Source organism: Persicobacter diffluens, from assembly GCF_036244895.1.
In the GTDB taxonomy this organism is placed as follows: Bacteria; Bacteroidota; Bacteroidia; order Cytophagales; family Cyclobacteriaceae; genus Persicobacter; species Persicobacter diffluens.
The window spans coordinates 731,656-751,667 of sequence record NZ_BQKE01000002.1; the positions used below are offsets into that span (position 1 = coordinate 731,656).

Sequence of the window (20,012 nt, forward strand, 5' to 3'; positions counted from 1 at the left end):
TTTGCTATAACCCCGGGCAGAAAAAAAGATCTGTCAGGTGGGATAAACATGTGATATTTCAGACGAAACCGAATTATTTTATCGCCTCATACTTAAATATCCTGCATTTGATGCTTTCGGTAGTCTGAGGGCGTCTGTCCGGTATATTGCTTAAAAATGGCATTAAAGCTTGATTTTGACTTAAAACCACTATCGTGAGCCAAGGCAATCACTGTCAAATGATTATTTTTAGGATTCATCAATTGTTTTTTCACCTCTTCCAGGCGAAACTCATTGATGTAAGTATAGAAATTTTTTCCAAGGTGTTGATTCAATACTTCCGTCAATTCGGCTTTAGAAATTTCCATATTATTAGCCAACTGCTGTACGGAAAGCTCCGGATTCAAATACAATCCTTTTTCAGTCATCAACTGATCCAAACGGTGAATTAATCCTGTTGCCTTTTCAGCGGGGACCTTCAACTTTTCTTGCTTTTCTTCTACAGCCTCTTGCTCCTCTGGGGGCATTTTTAAATAATCTGCATAAATCAAAGGCTGCTTTAAGCCGAAATAGGAAAAGGAATAGGCAAAAATCACCACACCCACATCATGAATATAATGTGTAACGCTTGGTTTTAGGCTCTCCTCAGAAAACAAACGGATGAGCATCGATAAAAAGGGGGGAGTCAAATAGGAGAAGACAAACACGGAAATCACCCACTTTAACCAACCCAGGGTGAGGTAATCATTTTTATAAGAAAAGGAATCATCCAGCTGCCTGTTATGTTGAAGGAGTTGCCTGATCACCTTGGCGCCATAAAAATAAAAAGAAGCGATAAAGGAAAAAAGCACCACAAAACGTAGCCAGAGGAAACCATCCTGATCCATAAAAGTCTCCGGTCGGTAAATCGGCTCAAGGTACAGGGTATTAAAAATAAATTCGATTATTATTGGTGCAATAAAATGCCTTAAATCTCGTAGCTCCAGTTTTTGATGCGCTCGCATCATATTTTTGGAATAGAGATAAAAGAGGGGACCTATTAAAAAAGGGAAAAAGACAAACCAATTTCCGGTGGAAAATACATCCAGAACACCATTTAACCGCAAAATATCAAGCAGAACACCACTGCCGAGAAACAACAACCAGCAAGACGCCAGATAATCGCTCAGATATTTATCTTTTTTAAAAATAAAAGCCAATGCTCCCACCAAACATTGAAAACCTCCTACGTGAAGTAAAAATTCCCTCATTTCCGCAATTTTAGCGGAAGCCCCCATTAATTACAAGTCAAAGTTGAAAAATCAGGCAACAAAAAAGGGAAGGCCCTGAAATGACCCTCCCTGATATTTATCAACAATAAATTTTAATGCTTATTAAAAGCCGACTTGGCCTGATCTATCAGCAATACCATTACCGGTACGATGATCAGGGTTAAGAAAGTGGCGAAGGTAAGTCCGAAAATTACCGTCCAGGCCAAAGGTGCCCAGAAAGCAGCCGAATCTCCCCCTACATAAAAATTAAAATTATAATCCTGGAAGAACTGCACAAAGTCAATGTTCATCCCCAGGGCCATGGGCACCAAGGAAAGTACGGTAGTGATCGCCGTTAATAATACGGGAACCAAACGTGTTTTTCCGGCCTCTTCAATCGCCTGCCGAACGTGGTCAATGGTCATTTTTTGCTCTTTACCCAGGCGCAATCGCATTTCTTCCTTCTTCACATTACAGAAGTCAATCAATACAATCGCATTGTTCACCACCACCCCGGCCAGGGAAATAATCCCCATCATGGTCATCATGATCACAAAATCCATCTGGAAAATTACCTCTCCCATAAATACCCCGATAGTGGACAGCACCACGGAGGAAAGGATGATCAGCGGAGCGGTGATCTGGTTAAACTGGAATACGATAATCCCAAAAATCAATACAATGGCCAGTATAAGCGCTTCCAACAGGAAGGACATTTCCTCTGCCTGCTTTTCCTGCTCTCCCCCCAGGGCCACATGGTAACCATTGGGCACATCCAAAGTAGCAATGACTTTCAGAATTTCATTATTGACCTGCGTTGGGTTATAGCCTGGCAAGACGTTGGAAGAAATATTCAGAATACGCTGCTGGTTCTGACGGTTAATCATCCCGAAGGTAGAACTCAGCTCAAAGTCTGCTACGGCAGAAATTGGAATCTGAATGAGTTTCCCCTTATCGTTTTTCATCGAGATCATCTTATTCTTCAGGGCATCGGCATTTCCACGGTAATCCTCAGTGAAACGCACCTTGATGTCCCAGTCATCCACACGATCTTTATAACGGCCCACGATTTTACCGAAAATCGCCGAACGAATTTCATCCCCGATTTGTGCGGTAGACAGTCCGTAATAAGCGGCTTTCTCCCGGTCAATTTGCACGTCATATTCCGGCTTGGTTAATTCCAAATCGGAAGCCAGGGTCTCTACCCCTTGAATATTGGCCTTTTTGATACCGGAGATAATGTGATCGCCCACGGCCATCAATCCGTCAAACTCATAACCCGAAACCTCAATCTGAATCGGCTTTCCTACCGGAGGACCCACGCGGTTTTTATCAACCTTGATGATTACCCCGGGTTGATCAGCAATCGCATCGCGCAATTCCTTCAGAATTAATTCCGTATCTACTCCCTGCCGATCTTCATAATCCACAAAGTCAATGGTGATACGGCCTTCATGATAAGAACCCGCGCCCTTGGCTTTAATCCCCTCATTCGGATCTGAAGAACCGGAACCACAGGTGGTCACCACAGACTCAACCACATTCATATAAGGATCCAATACTTTAAAAGCCGTTTTTTCCAATTCAACCGTGGTCGCTATAGTGGAATTAATATCTGTTCCAATCGGATATTGCACCAGGACATATACCTGAGAAGGGATGTTATTCGGGAAGAATAATACATTTGGAGTGAAGGTATTGAAAAGCCCCAAAGCAGCCACTAAACCAATTACCGTACTCGCCAACAATATACCAGGACGATACCCCTTTAAGGCAAAGTGAATCGTTTTTTCATACTGCGCCTCCAGCTTCGGGATAAAATTGGTCTGAAATCGTTTCGCCATTGGTGACAGCGCATAAGTATCTAACAGCCCTAAAATCCCGAACAGCCCGACCAAATTGCCAAAAGTGTTCTTGCCCAATAACAATAATACAATACCAAAGACAATCATTCCCCCGGTAATCATAAGCACACGGCTATGATTCACCACTGTTTCTTCTTCGTCCTCCACTTTCATGAAGAAGGCAATGAAAGTAGGGTTGATCACCAACGCCACAAACAAGGAAGAACACAATACAATCGCAATGGTGATCGGCAACATGCGGAAAAATTCCCCCATAATTCCCGGCCATAAAGCCAGCGGCAGGAAGGCGGCTACCGTCGTCGCAGTAGAAGCGATAATCGGCCAGGCAATTTCTCCTGCCCCATAAATCGTTGCCTTCAGATTATTATAACCTTCTTTCCGCAGACGCACCACATTTTCCACCAGTACAATACCGTTATCCACCAGCATTCCCAGCGCCATTACAAGGCCAAACAATACCATGGTGTTGATCGTCATACCCGCCATGCGGATAATGGCAAAAGACATCAGCATGGACATTGGAATGGCCAAACCTACGAACATGGCATTTCGGGTGTTCAGGAAGAACAATAAAACCACGATTACCAGCACCATCCCCATAATGATGTTATTCTCCAAGTTACGCAGAGAATTTTTGGTATCCGTAGACTGATCACCGGTAATGGTAATTTTCAAGTCATTCGGATAAACGGAAGCCTGCATTTCTTCCACTACCTCACGTACTTCTTCCGTGGTTTCGATGATATTATAGCCGGAACGCTTAATCACATCCAAGGTCACAGTCTCCATACCGTTGATACGGGAATAAGACTCCTGATCAATAAAGCCGAAAGTGGTATGACCGATATCCCGGATATAAACGGGTTTACCGTCCACTACTTTCACCAGGATGTCGTCCATTTTAGTTGGGTCCTGAAACTCTCCAACAATACGAACTGATCGACGCAAACCGTCTTTGATAATATCCCCACCAGAAATATTCCGGTGCTCATTTCTTACTGCTTTGGCGATATCTTCAAAGGAAATGTGACGGGAGTCCATCTCAAAAGGATCAATCTCGATATGCACTTCGCGATCATCCACCCCTTTGATTTGCCCTTCCGAAATGGCCGCAAAGCGCTCCACTTCTTCTTTCAAATCCTCCGCATAGCCACGTAACTCCGTAATGGTGTAGGGCCCGGAGAAAGAAACGTTCAGTACCGGGAATTCGGCCAGATCAATCTCCTTTACCATAGGGTCCTCCGGTATATCCGTCGGCAGGAAAGAACGGGCACGGTCCACGGCATTTTTCACCCGGAAGACGGCATCATTAGGATCCACATCCATTTCAAACTCCACGGTGATAGAGGAGAAACCATCCACAGAAGCAGACGTCATTTTCTTCACGCCCTCTTCCCGCTTCAGCTCCTTTTCCAGCACACGAGAAATCAGCTGTTCCACCTCTACCGGAGAGTTCCCCGGATAAGGCGTTCCAATAAATACGGTGGGAATGCTGACCTCAGGAAAGTTTTCTTTTGGGAGTTTCTGGTACCCCAAAAAACCAAATACTGCGATAAGACCCGTCAACACATATACCGTAATGCGGTTATTCACCGCAAAGGTAGAGGCCCCGAAGGTCTTCTGAATTTTATTTTGTTGCTCCATTTTGATCTACAAAAAATAGGGAAAACCGTTATCAGGAAAGGCGTACATTATTACCATCCACCAATTTAAATTGACCTTTGGTCACCACTTGCTGACCAAACTCCAAACCTGACTTCACCCAGGTCAATCCGCCGTATTCATTCCCCACTTCAACGTAAGTTTTCGTCGCTGTCTGCTTTTCTCCTTTTCCTTCCACCAAAAACACATACCAACCCTGGTGGTCACGCATGATGGCCTCAGTAGGCACTACCATGGCTTCCTCTTTGGTAAAATCGACCAATTTTGCCTTCACCATCATGTTAGGCTTTACCTTAGCCGCCTGAGCAGCATTAAGCCTGGCCTCCACAGTAAAGGTTCTGGTGCCTTCATCAATCACATTGGACACCGCCGCGATAGGGGCCGTTAAATATTCCTTAGTATGGGGCAACTCAAACTCCATCTGTGAACCGGTCTGAATCGTTCCCAAATACTTCTCACTTAAAGCAACCCGTACCAGTTTATCATCATCGCTCACCAATCGGAACAATGGCGTATTCATGCCAATAAACTCCCCCGCATTCACGGCCAAATAATCCAGCGTACCGGTAAATGGCGCCTTCACATAAGCATAGCTTAATTGGGTCTTCAAAGTATTCAGCTTGTTCTGAAGCGATTCAAACTCTGTTTTGGATTGTAAATAATCTACCTCTGTACCAATATTCTCTTTCCACAGATCCGCTCTTTTCTCATACATCTGCTCCGCCAAAGCCAAATTAGTCTTCACTTCCTCAATCTGGTCACGGGTGGATTGGGCATCAATCTCCATGATGACCTGCCCTTTTTTCACCCGCTTACCTTCCAGAACATTAATTTTTAATAATCGACCCGCAGCCTCGGCAGACACCATCACGTTTTTACGGGATTCAATGCTGCCACGTACTTCCAGTTTATGGACGAAAGTGGCCGGTGCCGTTTGCGTTGCAGAAATCAAAACGGGATTCACCTGCTCGCCGTACTCCGGATCGACCGATTTAATCTTTGCCTGAAGCTCATTAATCTCCGTTTCCAGTTCGGTGATCTTGTCCCGGTTTTCATTAATGCTTTTTTTCCAGCTATCTACATCATCAGTCTTACAGGACACCAGTGTTCCTGCCGCTGCCAAAAGAAGGGTGTATTTATATATGTTTTTCATTGTAGTCTTGATATCAAAGGATTAATTAAGGGCGCCAATGGCTTTTTGAAGTTCAACTTTGGCAACCAGCGCACTATACAAGGCTTGGTAGTAATTGTTCTGGGCTTGTTTTAAATCTCCATCCGCCTCTATCACTTCCAAATTGGAACCGATACCACGCTGGTATTTCGCCACCGCATGACGATACACTTCCTGTGCTAATTCCATATTGTCTTTCTGGATTTCGACCGTACGAACGTTAGTCACCAATTTGTTTTGAGACTGTTTTACCTCAATGGTGATATTGTCTTTCAATGCCAACTGTTGAACCATCAACTGCTGACGCTCCAACTTCATTTTTTGGTGAGTGCGATGCTTGTATAGTCCGTCAAAAACAGGAACTGTCATTTTCAATCCAATAGCGCCCTGAGCACTCCATTTGGAAACATCAAAAGAAGAACGGAAATCTTCCCCAAAGTTGAGGTATCCATAGGAGGCAATCAAATCGATTTTTGGAAAATATCGGGAGTTATTCTCTTTGATTTCCAAATGCTTCAATCGTTCCTGCGTACTCATAATACTGTATTCAATGCGATTTTGATAGGAAAACTCATTCATCGATTCCGCCAAAACCTCTTGATAGCCCTGGCTATCCAAATCCTCAGAAAGCCGCATCTCATATTCTAAGGGGAAGCCCATTTGGAATTTCAGCATCATCCGGCTCACTTCCGTCTCCTGTTTATTCTGATTAAGCTCTACCTCGGCATTATTCAACTGCACCTTGATACGGTCCACATCCATTTTTTCCGCGAATCCATTCTGAAACATTTTATCGGTTTCTTCCAATAGTTGCGCTAATCGTTCATGATTTCGCTGAATGGCCTGTCGGGATTCTTCATTGACCAACACCAAAAAGTAAGCTTTGGTCACCAATTCCACCACGTCAATCTCGGTTTGGGTTTCCTGCTTTACAGATAGCTCCTGAAAGGTTCTGGCAGCTTTTAGCCCCACAAAAAAAGAACCGTCAAAAAGCATTTGACTTAATTGTACCGTAGAATTTCCCGAATAGGGCTGACCCATGGTAATGTGTTGCGGCCCTTCAGGCGTATTCATTACCATCACTCCCAGCTTATAATTATAATCCTGGGCGAATTGTGCATTTATCTGTGGTAATCCTGTGGCCACATACTCCTGTGTCTGTCGTCTGGCAATTTGCTGTGCCAGGTCCGCCACCGTGACGTCACGGTTGTGTTGTTTTGCATAAATAATTGCTTCCTCCAAGGTGAAGCTCACACTATCTTCCACCTCTACATCAGCGGCTTTTACGACTGAAGCAAAACATGAAATAATGCAAATTAATACTAAACCAAATCGTTTTCTAATCATTTCCTTTAAAAGGTATTTTTACGCTTAGGCATTGCCCGAAGTCGTCAAGGTTATTTTATTTTCCTAGACAAAAGAGCGTAAAAAACCGCGGATACGCGTCCTTTTACTAAATTAATATCAATAAGTACGTCCGAATAAAAAATCAGACTGATAATCGGTATTTTTTTAATATAAATGGCAATCCCCTTGGACTTAAAAAAGAAAATGTAACCCAAATAAAATTAATCCTATTTTAATGTTTTGATTACATTACAAAATATTACTGATCATTATCAATGATTTTCCTTACAATTACTTTATTGATGCATTGGCCGAAGGTAAAGTATGAACTTAAACATAGATTAGAGCCTACCGCAGCCCCATTCGCTTTACACAAAAGCGACAATTCCCTCACAATGACATAATCCAATTTAAAGCATCTAAAATCAGCGGAAATTGTTCATGGATTATGCACCAAAAAATATACGTAAAAGGCGCCTGTTGTTTTTATCCATATGACCAATTTCCCAAGGAACGCAAACATAGATTTCCCAAATTGAAACCCTTCTAATCCTTCTCTATTGACTTCCCTCCCAATTTGACTCTTAATCTCCTCTACATTTCTTCATAATCTTTCCTCCTCATATGGGATCTGAAGATTACGTTTTTCATCAATTTATTACAAAGCCAAACTACTGCCCCTCAAATTGATTGTTATATGATGAAAGTCGTGATCAAATGACGAAAACTAAAAACCATCGACAAACTCCCATAACAAACCCCAACTCAATATGCCGCAATACACTACCCTTTTCAAATATCGGGCGATAGGCGCAGTATTTTTCTTTGTTTGTTTACTATCCCCGCCTGCTCTTGCCCAAAACTCGGTAGGGATAGGAACCAACACCCCTAACCAACGCGCCATTCTTCACTTGAATGCCCCCAATGGGGATCAGGGAATCCTAATTCCTCAAATGACCACCTCCCAAAGGATGCAAGCCAATTTTTCTGACAATGAAAATGGGATGTTAGTTTATGACTTCGAAGAAGGGCAATTTTTCTTTTGGCATGGCGGTAATTGGTACCCCTTATTAAAGGAATTCAAAGCTGATGCCGGCGGTGATTTGGAAGGAATTTTCCCTAATCCGATCATAAAAAATGATGCCGTTACGAACGCTAAAATCATTGACAATGCCATTACTACTGCTAAACTTACCGATGGCGCGGTGATTAACAGCAAGTTGGCCGATGATGCGATTGACAATGCAAAAATTCAGTCCGATGCCATTGCAACAGAAAACATTCAGGATTTCGCTATTACGATCGATAAAATTACCGATGGCGCTGTGCAAACCACTAAAATTGCCGATGCCGCGATTTCCACTGCCAAGCTAAATGATCAGGCGGTCAGTTCGATCAAAATAGCAAACAATAGCATTCTCAACGAAGACATTAGTACCAGCGCAGCCATTACCGATAACAAATTGGCCACCATCAGCACCGCAGGAAAAGTCGCCAATACCGCTACTACCGCAACCTCCGCCAACACCCCTTCTGCCATTGTCAGCAGGGACACCAATGGGGACTTTATAGCCAACAACATTTCGGCCAATACTTTTTCAGGGAATTTAACAGGTGATGTAAGCGGCGATATCCTCGGAAATGCAAGCACTGCGAGTGCTTTGGAGAGTCCGGTAAATGTGAATTTCACAGGAGAGGTCAACGGTATCCTGTCCACTTTCGATGGATCCACCGACGCGATTGTTCCGGTGACCATCAACAATGACGCCATCACCAATGCTAAAATTCTGAATGATGCCATTACTACCAACAAAATTTCCGATGGTGGCGTGATGACGAGCGACATTGCAGATGTGGCCGTTACCACCATTAAAATTCAAAACGCCGCGGTTACAAATACTAAAATAGCTGGTGATGCGGTAGAATCTTCTCATATCCTGGATGGCACCATCATCGCCGGTGATATCGCCGGAAATGCCATTAACTCTGCCCACATCACTGATGGAACGGTACAGGCATCCGACATTGGCACTGGGGAAATCAATAATACCCTTATTGCGAATGACGCAGTGACCACTGCCAAAATGATCGATGGAAGTGTAACGACCGAGAAAATTGCCGATGGCACCATCATGCCCGCTGACCTGAACCCACAGGGAAACGATAAGGTTTTAGCAACTGATAACCTGGGAAATGTAAGTTGGATCGATAAGGTTTCTCTGGTGACTTTTGGTGCCGGGGACGGGCTTACTTTTGATAATGCGGCCAATACCATGAATATTTCGGCTGAGGTCTCTCAATTTCAGATCAATGGAAGTAACCGACTTCAGCTACAGCCCAATGCTATCCAAAACAATGAATTGGCCAATGATGCCGTGACCACCGCTGAAATTCTGAATGCCACCATTGAGGATGCCGATATCAGTGGCACAGCCGCCATCACCGGAACGAAAATCAATCCGGATTTCGGAGGGCAAAACATCAGCACCACAGCAGGCGTCAATGCAGCAACAGTCAACACCACCGGAACCGCCACGCTCGCCACAGTGGATATTAATAATGGAACTATCGACGGCACTACCCTTGGAGCAAGCAATCCCGCCGCCGCAACGGTAACCAATTTGATCGCTTCCGGGACCGTCGCTTTACCTAATGACGCTATTCAAACGGCGGAAATTCAGGATGCCAACATCACAGAGGCAAAATTGGACAAGGCTAACATCCCATTGAGTGGCTTTGGAAATCCTACCGCAGCCGTAAATATGGGAAGCCAAAAAATAACCAATTTGGCGGATCCTACCACCCCTCAGGATGCCGCCACCCAAAATTATGTAGATAATCAGCTGACCTCTTCCAACGCCCTGACCGACGCACATATTTTTATAGGAAATGCCGGCAACGTAAAAGCGGAACAAAGCATGAGTGGGGATGCCACCATGGCCAACAATGGCCTTGTAACCATTTCCAATAATGCGATTGGTAGTGCGGAAATTACCGATGGCAGCATTGCCGATGCAGATATTAATGCGGGCGCTGCTATTGCAGGATCCAAAATCAATCCGGATTTTGTGGGGCAAACCATCGCCACCACCGGAAATACTTCCACTAATACCCTGTCTGCTACGGGAACCGCAACATTGGCGGACGTCGACATCGCCGCCGGAGAAATAGACGGGACTACCATTGGTGCCAATAGTGCCGCCCCTGCGACTTTCACCAATTTGAGTACTACCGGTGTGGTTGACCTTGGTACCAATGCCATACAAACTGCCGAGATTCAGGACAACCAAATTACGACGGCAAAAGTAGCAGACAACAACATCACCAATGCCAAATTGGATAAAGCCAACATTCCTTTAAGTGGCTTTGGCGCAGCGGCTGCAGATGTAAGCGTAGGGAATAACAAATTAATCGATATCGCTGATCCCACTGCCACGCAGGATGCCGCCACAAAGCATTACGTCGACACTCAAATTACCAGCAGTGAAAACCTGACGGATGCTACCCTATGGATTGGAGATGGGACCAACCAACGCGCTGAACAAAGCATCAGCGGAGACGCTACTTTAGCTAATGATGGAACAATGACCATCACCGCAGATGCCATTTCTAATGTAGAGATTGCAGATGGGACCATTTTAAATGCCGATATTAATGGCTTAGCGGCCATTGCCGGAACCAAGGTCGATCCGGATTTCGGGGCCCAGCTGATTTCCACCACGGGAACCGCCAATCTGGCCACCGTAGACGTAGGCGGCGGGAATATTGACGGCACCACTATTGGCGCCACCGCCGCCGCTCCTGCCACCGTTACCAATTTAACCGCCAGCGGGACCGTAACCCTTGGAACCGATGCTATTCAGACGGCTGAAATTCAGGATGCACAGATTACCACCGCTAAGGTCGCGGATGCCAATATTACTGAGGCTAAGCTCGATAAAGCGAATATTCCCTTGAGTGGGTTCGGCGCAGCGGCGGCAGATGTGAGTATGGGCACCAACACCATTACCAATCTGGCAGACCCGACCAATGCACAGGATGCGGCCACCATGAATTTCGTCACCACTCAACTTGCATTATCCGAAGACCTGAGTAATGGTAGCATATGGATTGGGGATGCCACAGGCGATCGGGCCGAACAAACCATGGGAGGAGATGCGACCATCGCCACGGATGGTACGGTGACAATTGCCAACAATGCCATCGGTAGTGCAGAAATTACCGACGGTACGATCATCAATGATGACATTGCCAATACCACTATTACCGATGCGAAATTGGCCACCATCTCCACCGCTGGAAAAGTGGCCAACTCCGCCACCACTGCTACCGATGCCAATACCGCCAATGCCATCGTAGCAAGAGATGCGGCTGGGGATTTTGCTGCAAATGACATCACCGCGAACGCCTTCATTGGACCTATAACCGGAAATGCCTCTACCGCTACAGCCCTGGAAACCGCAAGAGACCTCAGCTTCACAGGTGATGTCACCGGATCGATCACCGGTTTTGACGGATCAGGCAACGGCACAACGGCACTGACCATAGCAGCAGGATCTATTGTTGATGCGGATATTAATGCCGCAGCCGCCATTGTGGACTCCAAATTAGCGACCATCTCCACCGCCGGAAAAGTGGCCAACTCCGCCACCACTGCTACCGATGCCAATACCGCCAATGCCATAGTAGCAAGAGATGCTGCAGGGGATTTTGCTGCAAATGACATCACCGCGAATGCCTTCATTGGACCTATTACCGGAAATGCCTCCACCGCTACAGCTTTGGAAACCGCAAGAGACCTCAGCTTCACTGGTGATGTCACAGGATCGATCACCGGTTTTGACGGCACAGGAAATGGCACAACGGCGCTGACCATAGCGGCGGGAACCATCGTGGATGCGGATATTAATGCCGCAGCCGCCATTGTGGACTCCAAATTAGCGACCATCTCCACCGCTGGAAAAGTGGCCAATTCCGCCACTTCCGCCACCGATGCCAATACCGCCAATGCCATCGTAGCAAGGGATGCGGCAGGGGATTTTGCTGCAAATGACATCACCGCGAACGCATTCATTGGGCCTATTACAGGAAATGCCTCCACCGCCACAGCCCTGGAAACCGCAAGAGACCTCAGCTTCACCGGTGATGTCACCGGATCGATCACCGGTTTTGACGGGACAGGAAACGGTACCACGGCACTGACCATAGCAGCAGGATCCATCGTGGATGCGGATATTAATGCCGCAGCCGCCATTGCAGACTCCAAATTAGCGACCATCTCCACCGCTGGGAAAGTGGCCAATTCCGCCACTACCGCTACCGACGCCAATACGGCCAATGCCATTGTAGCCAGAGATGCGGCGGGGGATTTTACTGCAAATGATATCACAGCGAACGCCTTCATTGGAACTGTTACCGGAAATGCCTCCACCGCTACAGCCCTGGAAACCGCCAGAGACCTCAGCTTCACCGGTGATGTCACCGGATCGATCACAGGTTTTGACGGGACAGGAAACGGAACAACGGCACTGACCATAGCGGCAGGATCCATCGTGGATGCGGATATTAATGCATCTGCCGCCATTGCGGACTCCAAATTAGCGACCATCTCCACCGCCGGAAAAGTGGCCAATACCGCCACCACCGCTACCGATGCCAATACGGCCAATGCCATCGTAGCCAGAGATGCGGCTGGGGACTTTACCACTGGCAAGATCACCAGCACAGGACTAAAACTAGATCCTACCAATGGCTCATTTGTCTCTCAAATTCAAAGATTTCAGGGAGCAGGTTCAGCCACTACCATTTCAGGTGGAGGATCGTTTGGAACTTTTACCATATCAGGCTTTAGTGGAAGTATCGCCACCACTGCCAATGTCATTGTTAATCCTACCTCTGGAATGGGGAACGTAATCATCACCTATTGTGGTGTTACCGGTGCCAACACAATAGAAGTCGGGGTTTATAATCTAGGTGGGTCTAATTTTGATGCTAGTACAATAACTTTTAATGTCTGCGTAATCCAGTAAGTATGAAAAATCTACTCCTACTTTCAGGGCTACTCCTCTCCCCTATCTTGCTCAGAGCCCAAACCGTCCTGCTCAATCACCCCATGGTTACGGTGGAAGAAAATGTGACCGTTCATATCATCGGAAATGTTGAGGCACAGGGAAATCTGGACTTAAATGGACAAATAGAGGTGGAAGGCAGTTGGTTGCATTCGGGCACTGCTGCTTTCAATGGACAGCTGGTGCTTTCCGGAGATTATACCGACACCGGCACAAGTCAATGGTCTGCCGATAGTCAATTAACCTTGGATGGTTCACTTCAAAACATCAGTGGTATCTCCCAAACGATGGGCATTCTAAAATTGGCAGGCGAGGGAGACAAACGCTTTGATCAAACATTGACCATTGGTCAAAACCTGATAATGGAAAACGGCTGGTTACTCGCCGACACTGTCACCCTCTTAGATGGCGCCCATATTGGTCAAGGCCATGATAACAGCTATATCATTGGCTGGCTCAGTCTAAAAGGCAATGAAAAAATCTACTATCCTATTGGTAATGAAAACAACTATACCCCCTTGATTATTAAAAATTTGGGAGGTGGTGAGCTACGCCTAGCTATTAAAGGGACATTGACTTCCAGATCCTCAGACTTTATTGCCGGAACAAACCTTCAACAACTCTCCGGCACTCATCACTGGCAGGTTTCTTGGGAAGAAGGCTCCTCCCAAAACACTTACCTCCAGTTACCTTTCTTCGATAGTGAATTTAATGAAAGTCCGGAAGATTTAAATTATTTGGTCGTGGCGGAAGCCTCCGCAAACCAAAGGGCCTTCCGCTCTCTGGGACAATCGGAACGAATAATCATTGATGGCTATGAAGGCATTGGAAGCGCATTGAGCATGTCTGACACTTTAGGCATGAGCTTATACACCTTAGGAGTCTCCACTTCATTCGAGGAACAAACTTCTTTTTTCATTCCCAATGCCCTGATTTATCAGGCTGCACTGGAAGATGACCGCCTTATCAAAATTTATTCACAAGACATCTCCGGAGATGAATTCCTTTTCCGCATTTACAATACTGCAGGAGAAATTGTACACGAAAGCTTCTCCTTTTCACAAATGTCGACTCAAGGCTGGAATGGCATTAATATCCGCAATGGAAATATGGTTCCTCCCGGAGTATACAATTATCTGATGACAGGAAGATTTAATAATGGTAAAATCATCAATCATTCAGGAAGTGTAATGGTCATTCATTAATCCCACAAACGATCAAAATTATGAATAAAATATTACACATTATTTACCTCCTATTTTTACCAGGTATTCTTTGTGCTCAAATAGGAAATTTCTCCCAATTCTATAGCACCAGCCAATTGCTGAATCCGGCCATGACCGGATTAGAAATTGACTATTACTTCGGGCTTAACTACCGCTCCCAATGGCGAGGACAAGGAGAACCCACCAACGCGCAACACTTCGCCTGTTCCCTGCCTATTTTTTTTACACAGGGCAATTTCGAGCAACATAAAGGGGGCCTGGGCCTATCCGTTTTTAACCAGCAAGCTGGCATGGATCGGGTTTATAAGTCTACCGCCATTCAGGTTAGTGCCGCTTATAATCTGAATCTGGATAAATTTTCCACCCAGATGATCTCATTTGGAATGCAAGCAGGCTGGCACCAAAACCGAATGGATTATGGCAATATCATCACCGGCAGCATGTATGACCCATTTACCGGTCAGGTAAACCCCAATGCCAGTCCCTCCATCGATATGGCGGACTTAAACAATCAGGTAAATGTCCCCCTTGTCAATCTGGGCATAATGTATTACCTCAACCCAAAAAGCACAGGGAGAAGACACCGATATAGCATGTTTGGGGGCTTTGCCGCTTCTACCCTTAACCGACCCAATGCGACGCTTTATAAAGAAACGGATGGCTACCGATTGCCCATTACCTATAAAGTACATGGAGGCATTGACCTGCGCTCCCGGGATGCCGATATGTTTTTTAGCCCCAACTTTCTGATCAGGCATGAAGATGGGTTAACCCAATATAATTTGGGAGCCTATTATACCTATCAAATTGAAAGAAATCATAGAGAGAAAACCTTCTTCCACGCCACGCTGGGCATGTGGTACCGCCTGGGAGACTCCTTCATTTTCTCCGCCGGATTTATTCGCAACGCCTTATCGGTAGCTTTTAGTTATGATCTTAATATCAATAATATTCGATACAACACTTCCGGAGGCGGTGCGGCGGAAATATCCATCGCCTATCGCATCCTTAAAGAACGAAAAGTGAAACGATTTTCCACTCCCTTAATGTAAGTTCATGAACCTTATCTCCCTACTCCTGTTTTTTTTCCTTCTAATCCCCGATAAAGGCAATTTTAAAAAAATACAAAAGGAAGCCGACAAAGCCTTTGAGGCGGGAAATTATACCCTTGCTATCCCTTTGTACCAACAACTGGCATCCGAATATCCGGAGTCCGCTTATGCCATATACCGACTCGCGCATGCTCATGATGCACTACTTCATTATCAGGAGGCCTTACCCCTATACCGGGAGCTCAAGGAAGATTTTGTGGAAGAATACCCCTTAGAAGGATTTTATTATGCGCGTTCCCTAAAATTAAATAATCGCTTAAGGGAAAGCGTCTATGCTTTTCAGGATTTTGAACACAACCTCAAAATCGAGGAATTACCCAAAGGGGATCAAAAAAAAGCCAGCATCCTTTTGGAACAGGCCCGTATTGAAAGAGGAGGTTGTTACCTGGCATTATCGGAGCGAAAGGAAGACTACCGAACCGTTATATTTTCTCGTATGGAAAATGGCATTAACAGTCCGTCCAACGATTATGCCCCTGTTCTTTTTCAAAATGGAGACACCCTGGCCATAGCCTCCAGCAGGAAAACGCCCGGCACCAAACTCAATGCGTTGGGGGAGAGCAATGAAGAAATTTACCTCTACACTTATGAAACCAATATGTGGGATGAATATGTGCCAAAGGATCGATTCAATCAATTTAATACCACAGACTCTGAGGCCCCGGGTTGTTTTAGCCCTGATGGATTAGAGTTTTATTTCGTGAGGTGTGAGGAAAAATCAGGCTGTAAAATACTCATGAGCAAAAAGGAAAATGGACAATGGCTAAAGCCCAAATTACTGGGAAAAGAGGTGAATTTCCCAAAATACAACAGCAAGCAACCGGCCTTAAGCTACAGCGGAGACACGCTCTATTTCGTCTCTGACCGGCCAAAGGGAAAGGGTGGGGATGATATTTATTATGCTATCAGAAATAAAAAAGATAAATGGGTGAGCGCGACCAATGTGGAAGCCATCAATTCGCCAGGGAGGGAAATGGCACCACATATGGTGGCTCAAACTGGAAAAATAATTTTCTCCAGTGATGGGCACCATGGCTATGGCGGGCAGGATTTATTTATTTGGGATTCGCATCACAAAGATCAAATCATCAATTTGGGCACGCCCTACAACACTCCGTATGACGAAACTTGTATGGTGACGGGTGCAGAAATGGGCTACCTTTCCTCCAATCGAAGACAAGAAAGTAGATTTGATATTTATGAAATGATGTGGTACGATTTAGACGGCGTATTAGACGATATAAGTACCATTTCGATGGAGGCCAACCGGACGATCAATTGGGATAAATTTGAAGCGTCGTACCCAAATGGAGTTGAAAAACAGTGGTTAAAAAAGAACAAAACACGACTGATGGCCGAGCTTTATTATAAGACCCCAATCCCGGTTCCTGTTGAGGAAGCCTCTGATGAATTAAAACGAATTGGGAATCGTTTGGCCATTCAGGAATTATTGGAATATCCTCAGGAGGCACAGGAGGATTGGAAAATTGAAGATAAAAATCGTTGGGAGACCCTGAACCGTGTTCAACAGGAAAAATTAAAAACATGGGCTGAAAATTCCGGAAAGGAAAATAAATCTTCCGCTCCCGCATTGGAAAAAGGAGATTCCTATGATTCATTTGAAGATAAGAGACTGCTTGCCTACTGTATTAAAAAATTTGCTTCAGGACCAGACGGGGACCATAGCTCCAATCCGGCGCCTTTGGTAAAAAACAATGCGGATAGTATATATATGCATCAGGAAATGAAGCAGGCAGACTCCCCAGTGGCCGCTACGGCCCCACCAACCGCAGGAGGGTTTCAAGCATTAAAAAAGGAATTTAATCATTCCGATAAGCATGAAAATCCATCCAATAACGCCTTTAGAGAAGTAACAAGGACTGCTTCCCCTCCGGCAACAGTTGATAACGCCTTGGCTTTTTACCGAAACTTGTCAGAAAAGGATCAATTAAGGGTGGACCGGATCATTGCGCAACGATGGGCCAACCGCATATATTTACTTCAGCCTCATTTATTAGCAGAGGATCTAAAAACCCTTCAACAATTAGAGCCGGAAGAAAAAAAGCTATTGGAGCAAAGCAAGCAGAGCTTTTGGTATATTGGTAAGGCCAGAGCGATTGAAGACTTTTACACCTTTACCAGCACGCAAAAGGAACACAACTCCAAAGACTGGAAACGATTAAGCATCCTATTCAGCCTGAAAACAGATCAGGATGGTTTTGTCCGAATGCGCTCGTCGGATTGGGAATTTTTAAAATCCCTTTCAGAGCCCGATATAGATCGCCTGAAGATATTGTCTTTACGAATCGAAGAGACTCCTTTACTTTCCTGCAACGGTATTTTAGAGCCGGTCCCCACTTTAGCTGAAGAAACGGAGGAGGAGTGATTTTAATGAATACTAGGAGCCTGTCGGATTATAATTGACTTCACAAAATTCACAAAATATTATTTTGGCCATTAATTGTGCGTGAAAGTCAAACTAGCTCTAAAGGCTATATTTCGGGAATTGGAAATATATTTTCTTCAATTGAAAATAGAGAAACCAAATAATATTTCGACTAATAGAATAAAATGGTATAAATCCGACAGGCTCCTAGATGATTTTCAGACTTATTGACTACGATACAATTTATGCCAGGAATTTTCTTGATTTTGGTTCTTTCTGATAATAATTCTAAGGCATTTCCAATAGCACCGAGAACATAATTTAGGTTTCTTGGTGGTTTGGTATTCCCAACTCCTCCGCTAAATCCGAGTAAAATATTGGTTCTCCAGCAATAGCTTGACGAACAATTATTGGAAATACTTTCCTTGCTATTTCTACATATAACTTATCAACCTCTAATAAGTCGGCTTTTGATTTATGTCCAGTTGGTTTATTCATGTGTGGGGAATTAAATGTGCGCTAACGACCCGGCTAGCAGATGTAGCTAGGCCGTGTGAGGCCTTTAGCGAAAGCCATGCGGTAAACTTTGCGAGGCTATGGCTACTCCCCATTATTAATCTCGTTTTTCTTAATGATCCTTGCAATTGGCATTTCAGGTAATTCATAAGAGTTACCTTTTTTGTATAAACAGATCTGTAATTGCAGATCCATTGTGTCGGCTATTTGATCTACTTTTTGATTAATCTTTATCGTCCTTTCATAATCGGGTATTATGCTAATAAACTCCTTTTTCAAAATACGGAATTGTTTCAGTCTTTTTCCTCGACCTGGTTAACATAGAATAAGAAATATTCAATTGAATCTATCTTATTGTAATCAGAAGTTGGTATGCCAATCCATAGGTCAAATTCTAGATTTCCGTCAACCAAAATTATTGGATCGAGAATCACTTGTACAGATGAATTTACCAGATATTTCGCCCATTTATTGCAAGACATACTGGAAGAGAGTATGCTCAAGTGAATTAGAAATATAATAGTCTTCATATTCATGCCCAAATGAAAGGTAACATTTACAGTAAAATGGGTTTTTATGTATTATCACATAATGTGTTGCCTATTATTTTTCCATTCAATATCCAAAACATGTCGTAATCTGTTGAGGCTTGATTTGCTTATAGATCTAAATGATAATTCAATGAAACCGAATCTGATGAATAAAAGCTGAGCAAATACAATCAAAAGGAAAACAGGAGAGAAGTCTTCAGCCCTATTTAGGTATTCTACGGCCAACCCCAGTATGGGCAGTAGAAGAAGTACGCTCGAAAGGACTTTAAATATCTTATGAATTTCAACTTTCACAATCCCTCTATTAGAAGAAATTTCCCCCGTCAAGACGCAGAAAGCCCCTTTCCCAATAGCAGATGATATAATTTTAAATTTATTCTCATTGACTTCCCCACGGAAAGATTTATCAGTTTTCTGGGAGGTCAAATTTTTAGAGTAATCTGTTCTTCTTTTTAGTCTGTCTAATGTTTTTTCTTGATTATCGGTCAAGACAAATTCTTTTTCTATTGTTGGAAATACTTTCATTTTTCTAAATTAAGTGCAACTAAGTGTGTATGGAGCGTAGCCAGCAGGGCGTGAAATACCCCTTATTGAACTAAATCATGTCGGCATAGCTCATCACTAAAGATACAGATCATACCGATTTTTATAAATTAATCCTTTTATATTTTTCACTTCACTTAAAAAAAGGCCGGGGAAAAAGCGGGTTTACCATCATAGCGCAGGCCATCATTGGGGTTCCAGTGTACGCAGAGACATATCGTAAAATGGTGACTCAGGCTAACATAGGAGGTAAAAGTGGAACACACCGAATTTCTGGCATTCTCTTAAAAATGTGTAAACTGCACCATCAGTGTAATCTATTTCAATAAGGCGTTT

Annotated in this window: 10 protein-coding genes; 4 read left to right on the plus strand and 6 right to left on the minus strand. The window is 44.3% G+C overall.

Annotated features, from left to right (window positions below; all coding sequences use genetic code 11):
* Window positions 1–92: 92 nt before the first annotated feature.
* The 4 genes from AAA970_RS17415 to AAA970_RS17430 form a co-directional block, all read right to left on the minus strand.
* Window positions 93–1,229: a helix-turn-helix domain-containing protein gene (locus AAA970_RS17415; protein ID WP_338238167.1), complete on the minus strand. Its 1,137-nt coding sequence runs from the start codon at window positions 1,227–1,229 to the stop codon at window positions 93–95.
* Window positions 1,230–1,342: 113 nt separating this feature from the next.
* Window positions 1,343–4,738 (minus strand): efflux RND transporter permease subunit, encoded by a 3,396-nt coding sequence (locus tag AAA970_RS17420; RefSeq protein ID WP_338238168.1) that lies wholly within the window; start codon window positions 4,736–4,738, stop codon window positions 1,343–1,345.
* Window positions 4,739–4,769: 31 nt separating this feature from the next.
* Complete coding sequence (locus tag AAA970_RS17425) at window positions 4,770–5,909, minus strand: efflux RND transporter periplasmic adaptor subunit (protein WP_338238169.1); 1,140 nt, start codon at window positions 5,907–5,909, stop codon at window positions 4,770–4,772.
* 21 nt (window positions 5,910–5,930) lie between these two features.
* A complete protein-coding gene (locus AAA970_RS17430) occupies window positions 5,931–7,274 on the minus strand; it encodes a TolC family protein (protein ID WP_338238170.1) in 1,344 nt (447 codons plus the stop codon).
* 770 nt (window positions 7,275–8,044) lie between these two features.
* Here AAA970_RS17430 and AAA970_RS17435 point away from each other — a divergent pair.
* Genes AAA970_RS17435 through AAA970_RS17450 form a run of 4 tightly spaced genes read left to right on the plus strand, consistent with a single transcriptional unit; the run spans window position 8,045 to window position 18,066 of the window.
* On the plus strand, window positions 8,045–13,303 hold the full coding sequence (locus tag AAA970_RS17435; protein ID WP_338238171.1) for a beta strand repeat-containing protein: 5,259 nt from the start codon (window positions 8,045–8,047) through the stop codon (window positions 13,301–13,303).
* A gap of 2 nt (window positions 13,304–13,305) precedes the next feature.
* Window positions 13,306–14,547: a hypothetical protein gene (locus tag AAA970_RS17440; RefSeq protein ID WP_338238172.1), complete on the plus strand. Its 1,242-nt coding sequence runs from the start codon at window positions 13,306–13,308 to the stop codon at window positions 14,545–14,547.
* Between the two features lie 20 nt (window positions 14,548–14,567).
* Complete coding sequence (locus tag AAA970_RS17445; RefSeq protein ID WP_338238173.1) at window positions 14,568–15,620, plus strand: PorP/SprF family type IX secretion system membrane protein; 1,053 nt, start codon at window positions 14,568–14,570, stop codon at window positions 15,618–15,620.
* Between the two features lie 4 nt (window positions 15,621–15,624).
* A complete protein-coding gene (locus AAA970_RS17450; protein WP_338238174.1) occupies window positions 15,625–18,066 on the plus strand; it encodes a tetratricopeptide repeat protein in 2,442 nt (813 codons plus the stop codon).
* Window positions 18,067–18,387: 321 nt separating this feature from the next.
* Here the strand turns inward: AAA970_RS17450 and AAA970_RS17455 are convergent, their stop codons facing one another.
* A complete protein-coding gene (locus tag AAA970_RS17455; protein WP_338238175.1) occupies window positions 18,388–18,564 on the minus strand; it encodes a hypothetical protein in 177 nt (58 codons plus the stop codon).
* A 602-nt stretch (window positions 18,565–19,166) separates the two neighbouring features.
* A complete protein-coding gene (locus AAA970_RS17460; protein ID WP_338238176.1) occupies window positions 19,167–19,658 on the minus strand; it encodes a hypothetical protein in 492 nt (163 codons plus the stop codon).
* Window positions 19,659–20,012 lie beyond the last annotated feature (354 nt).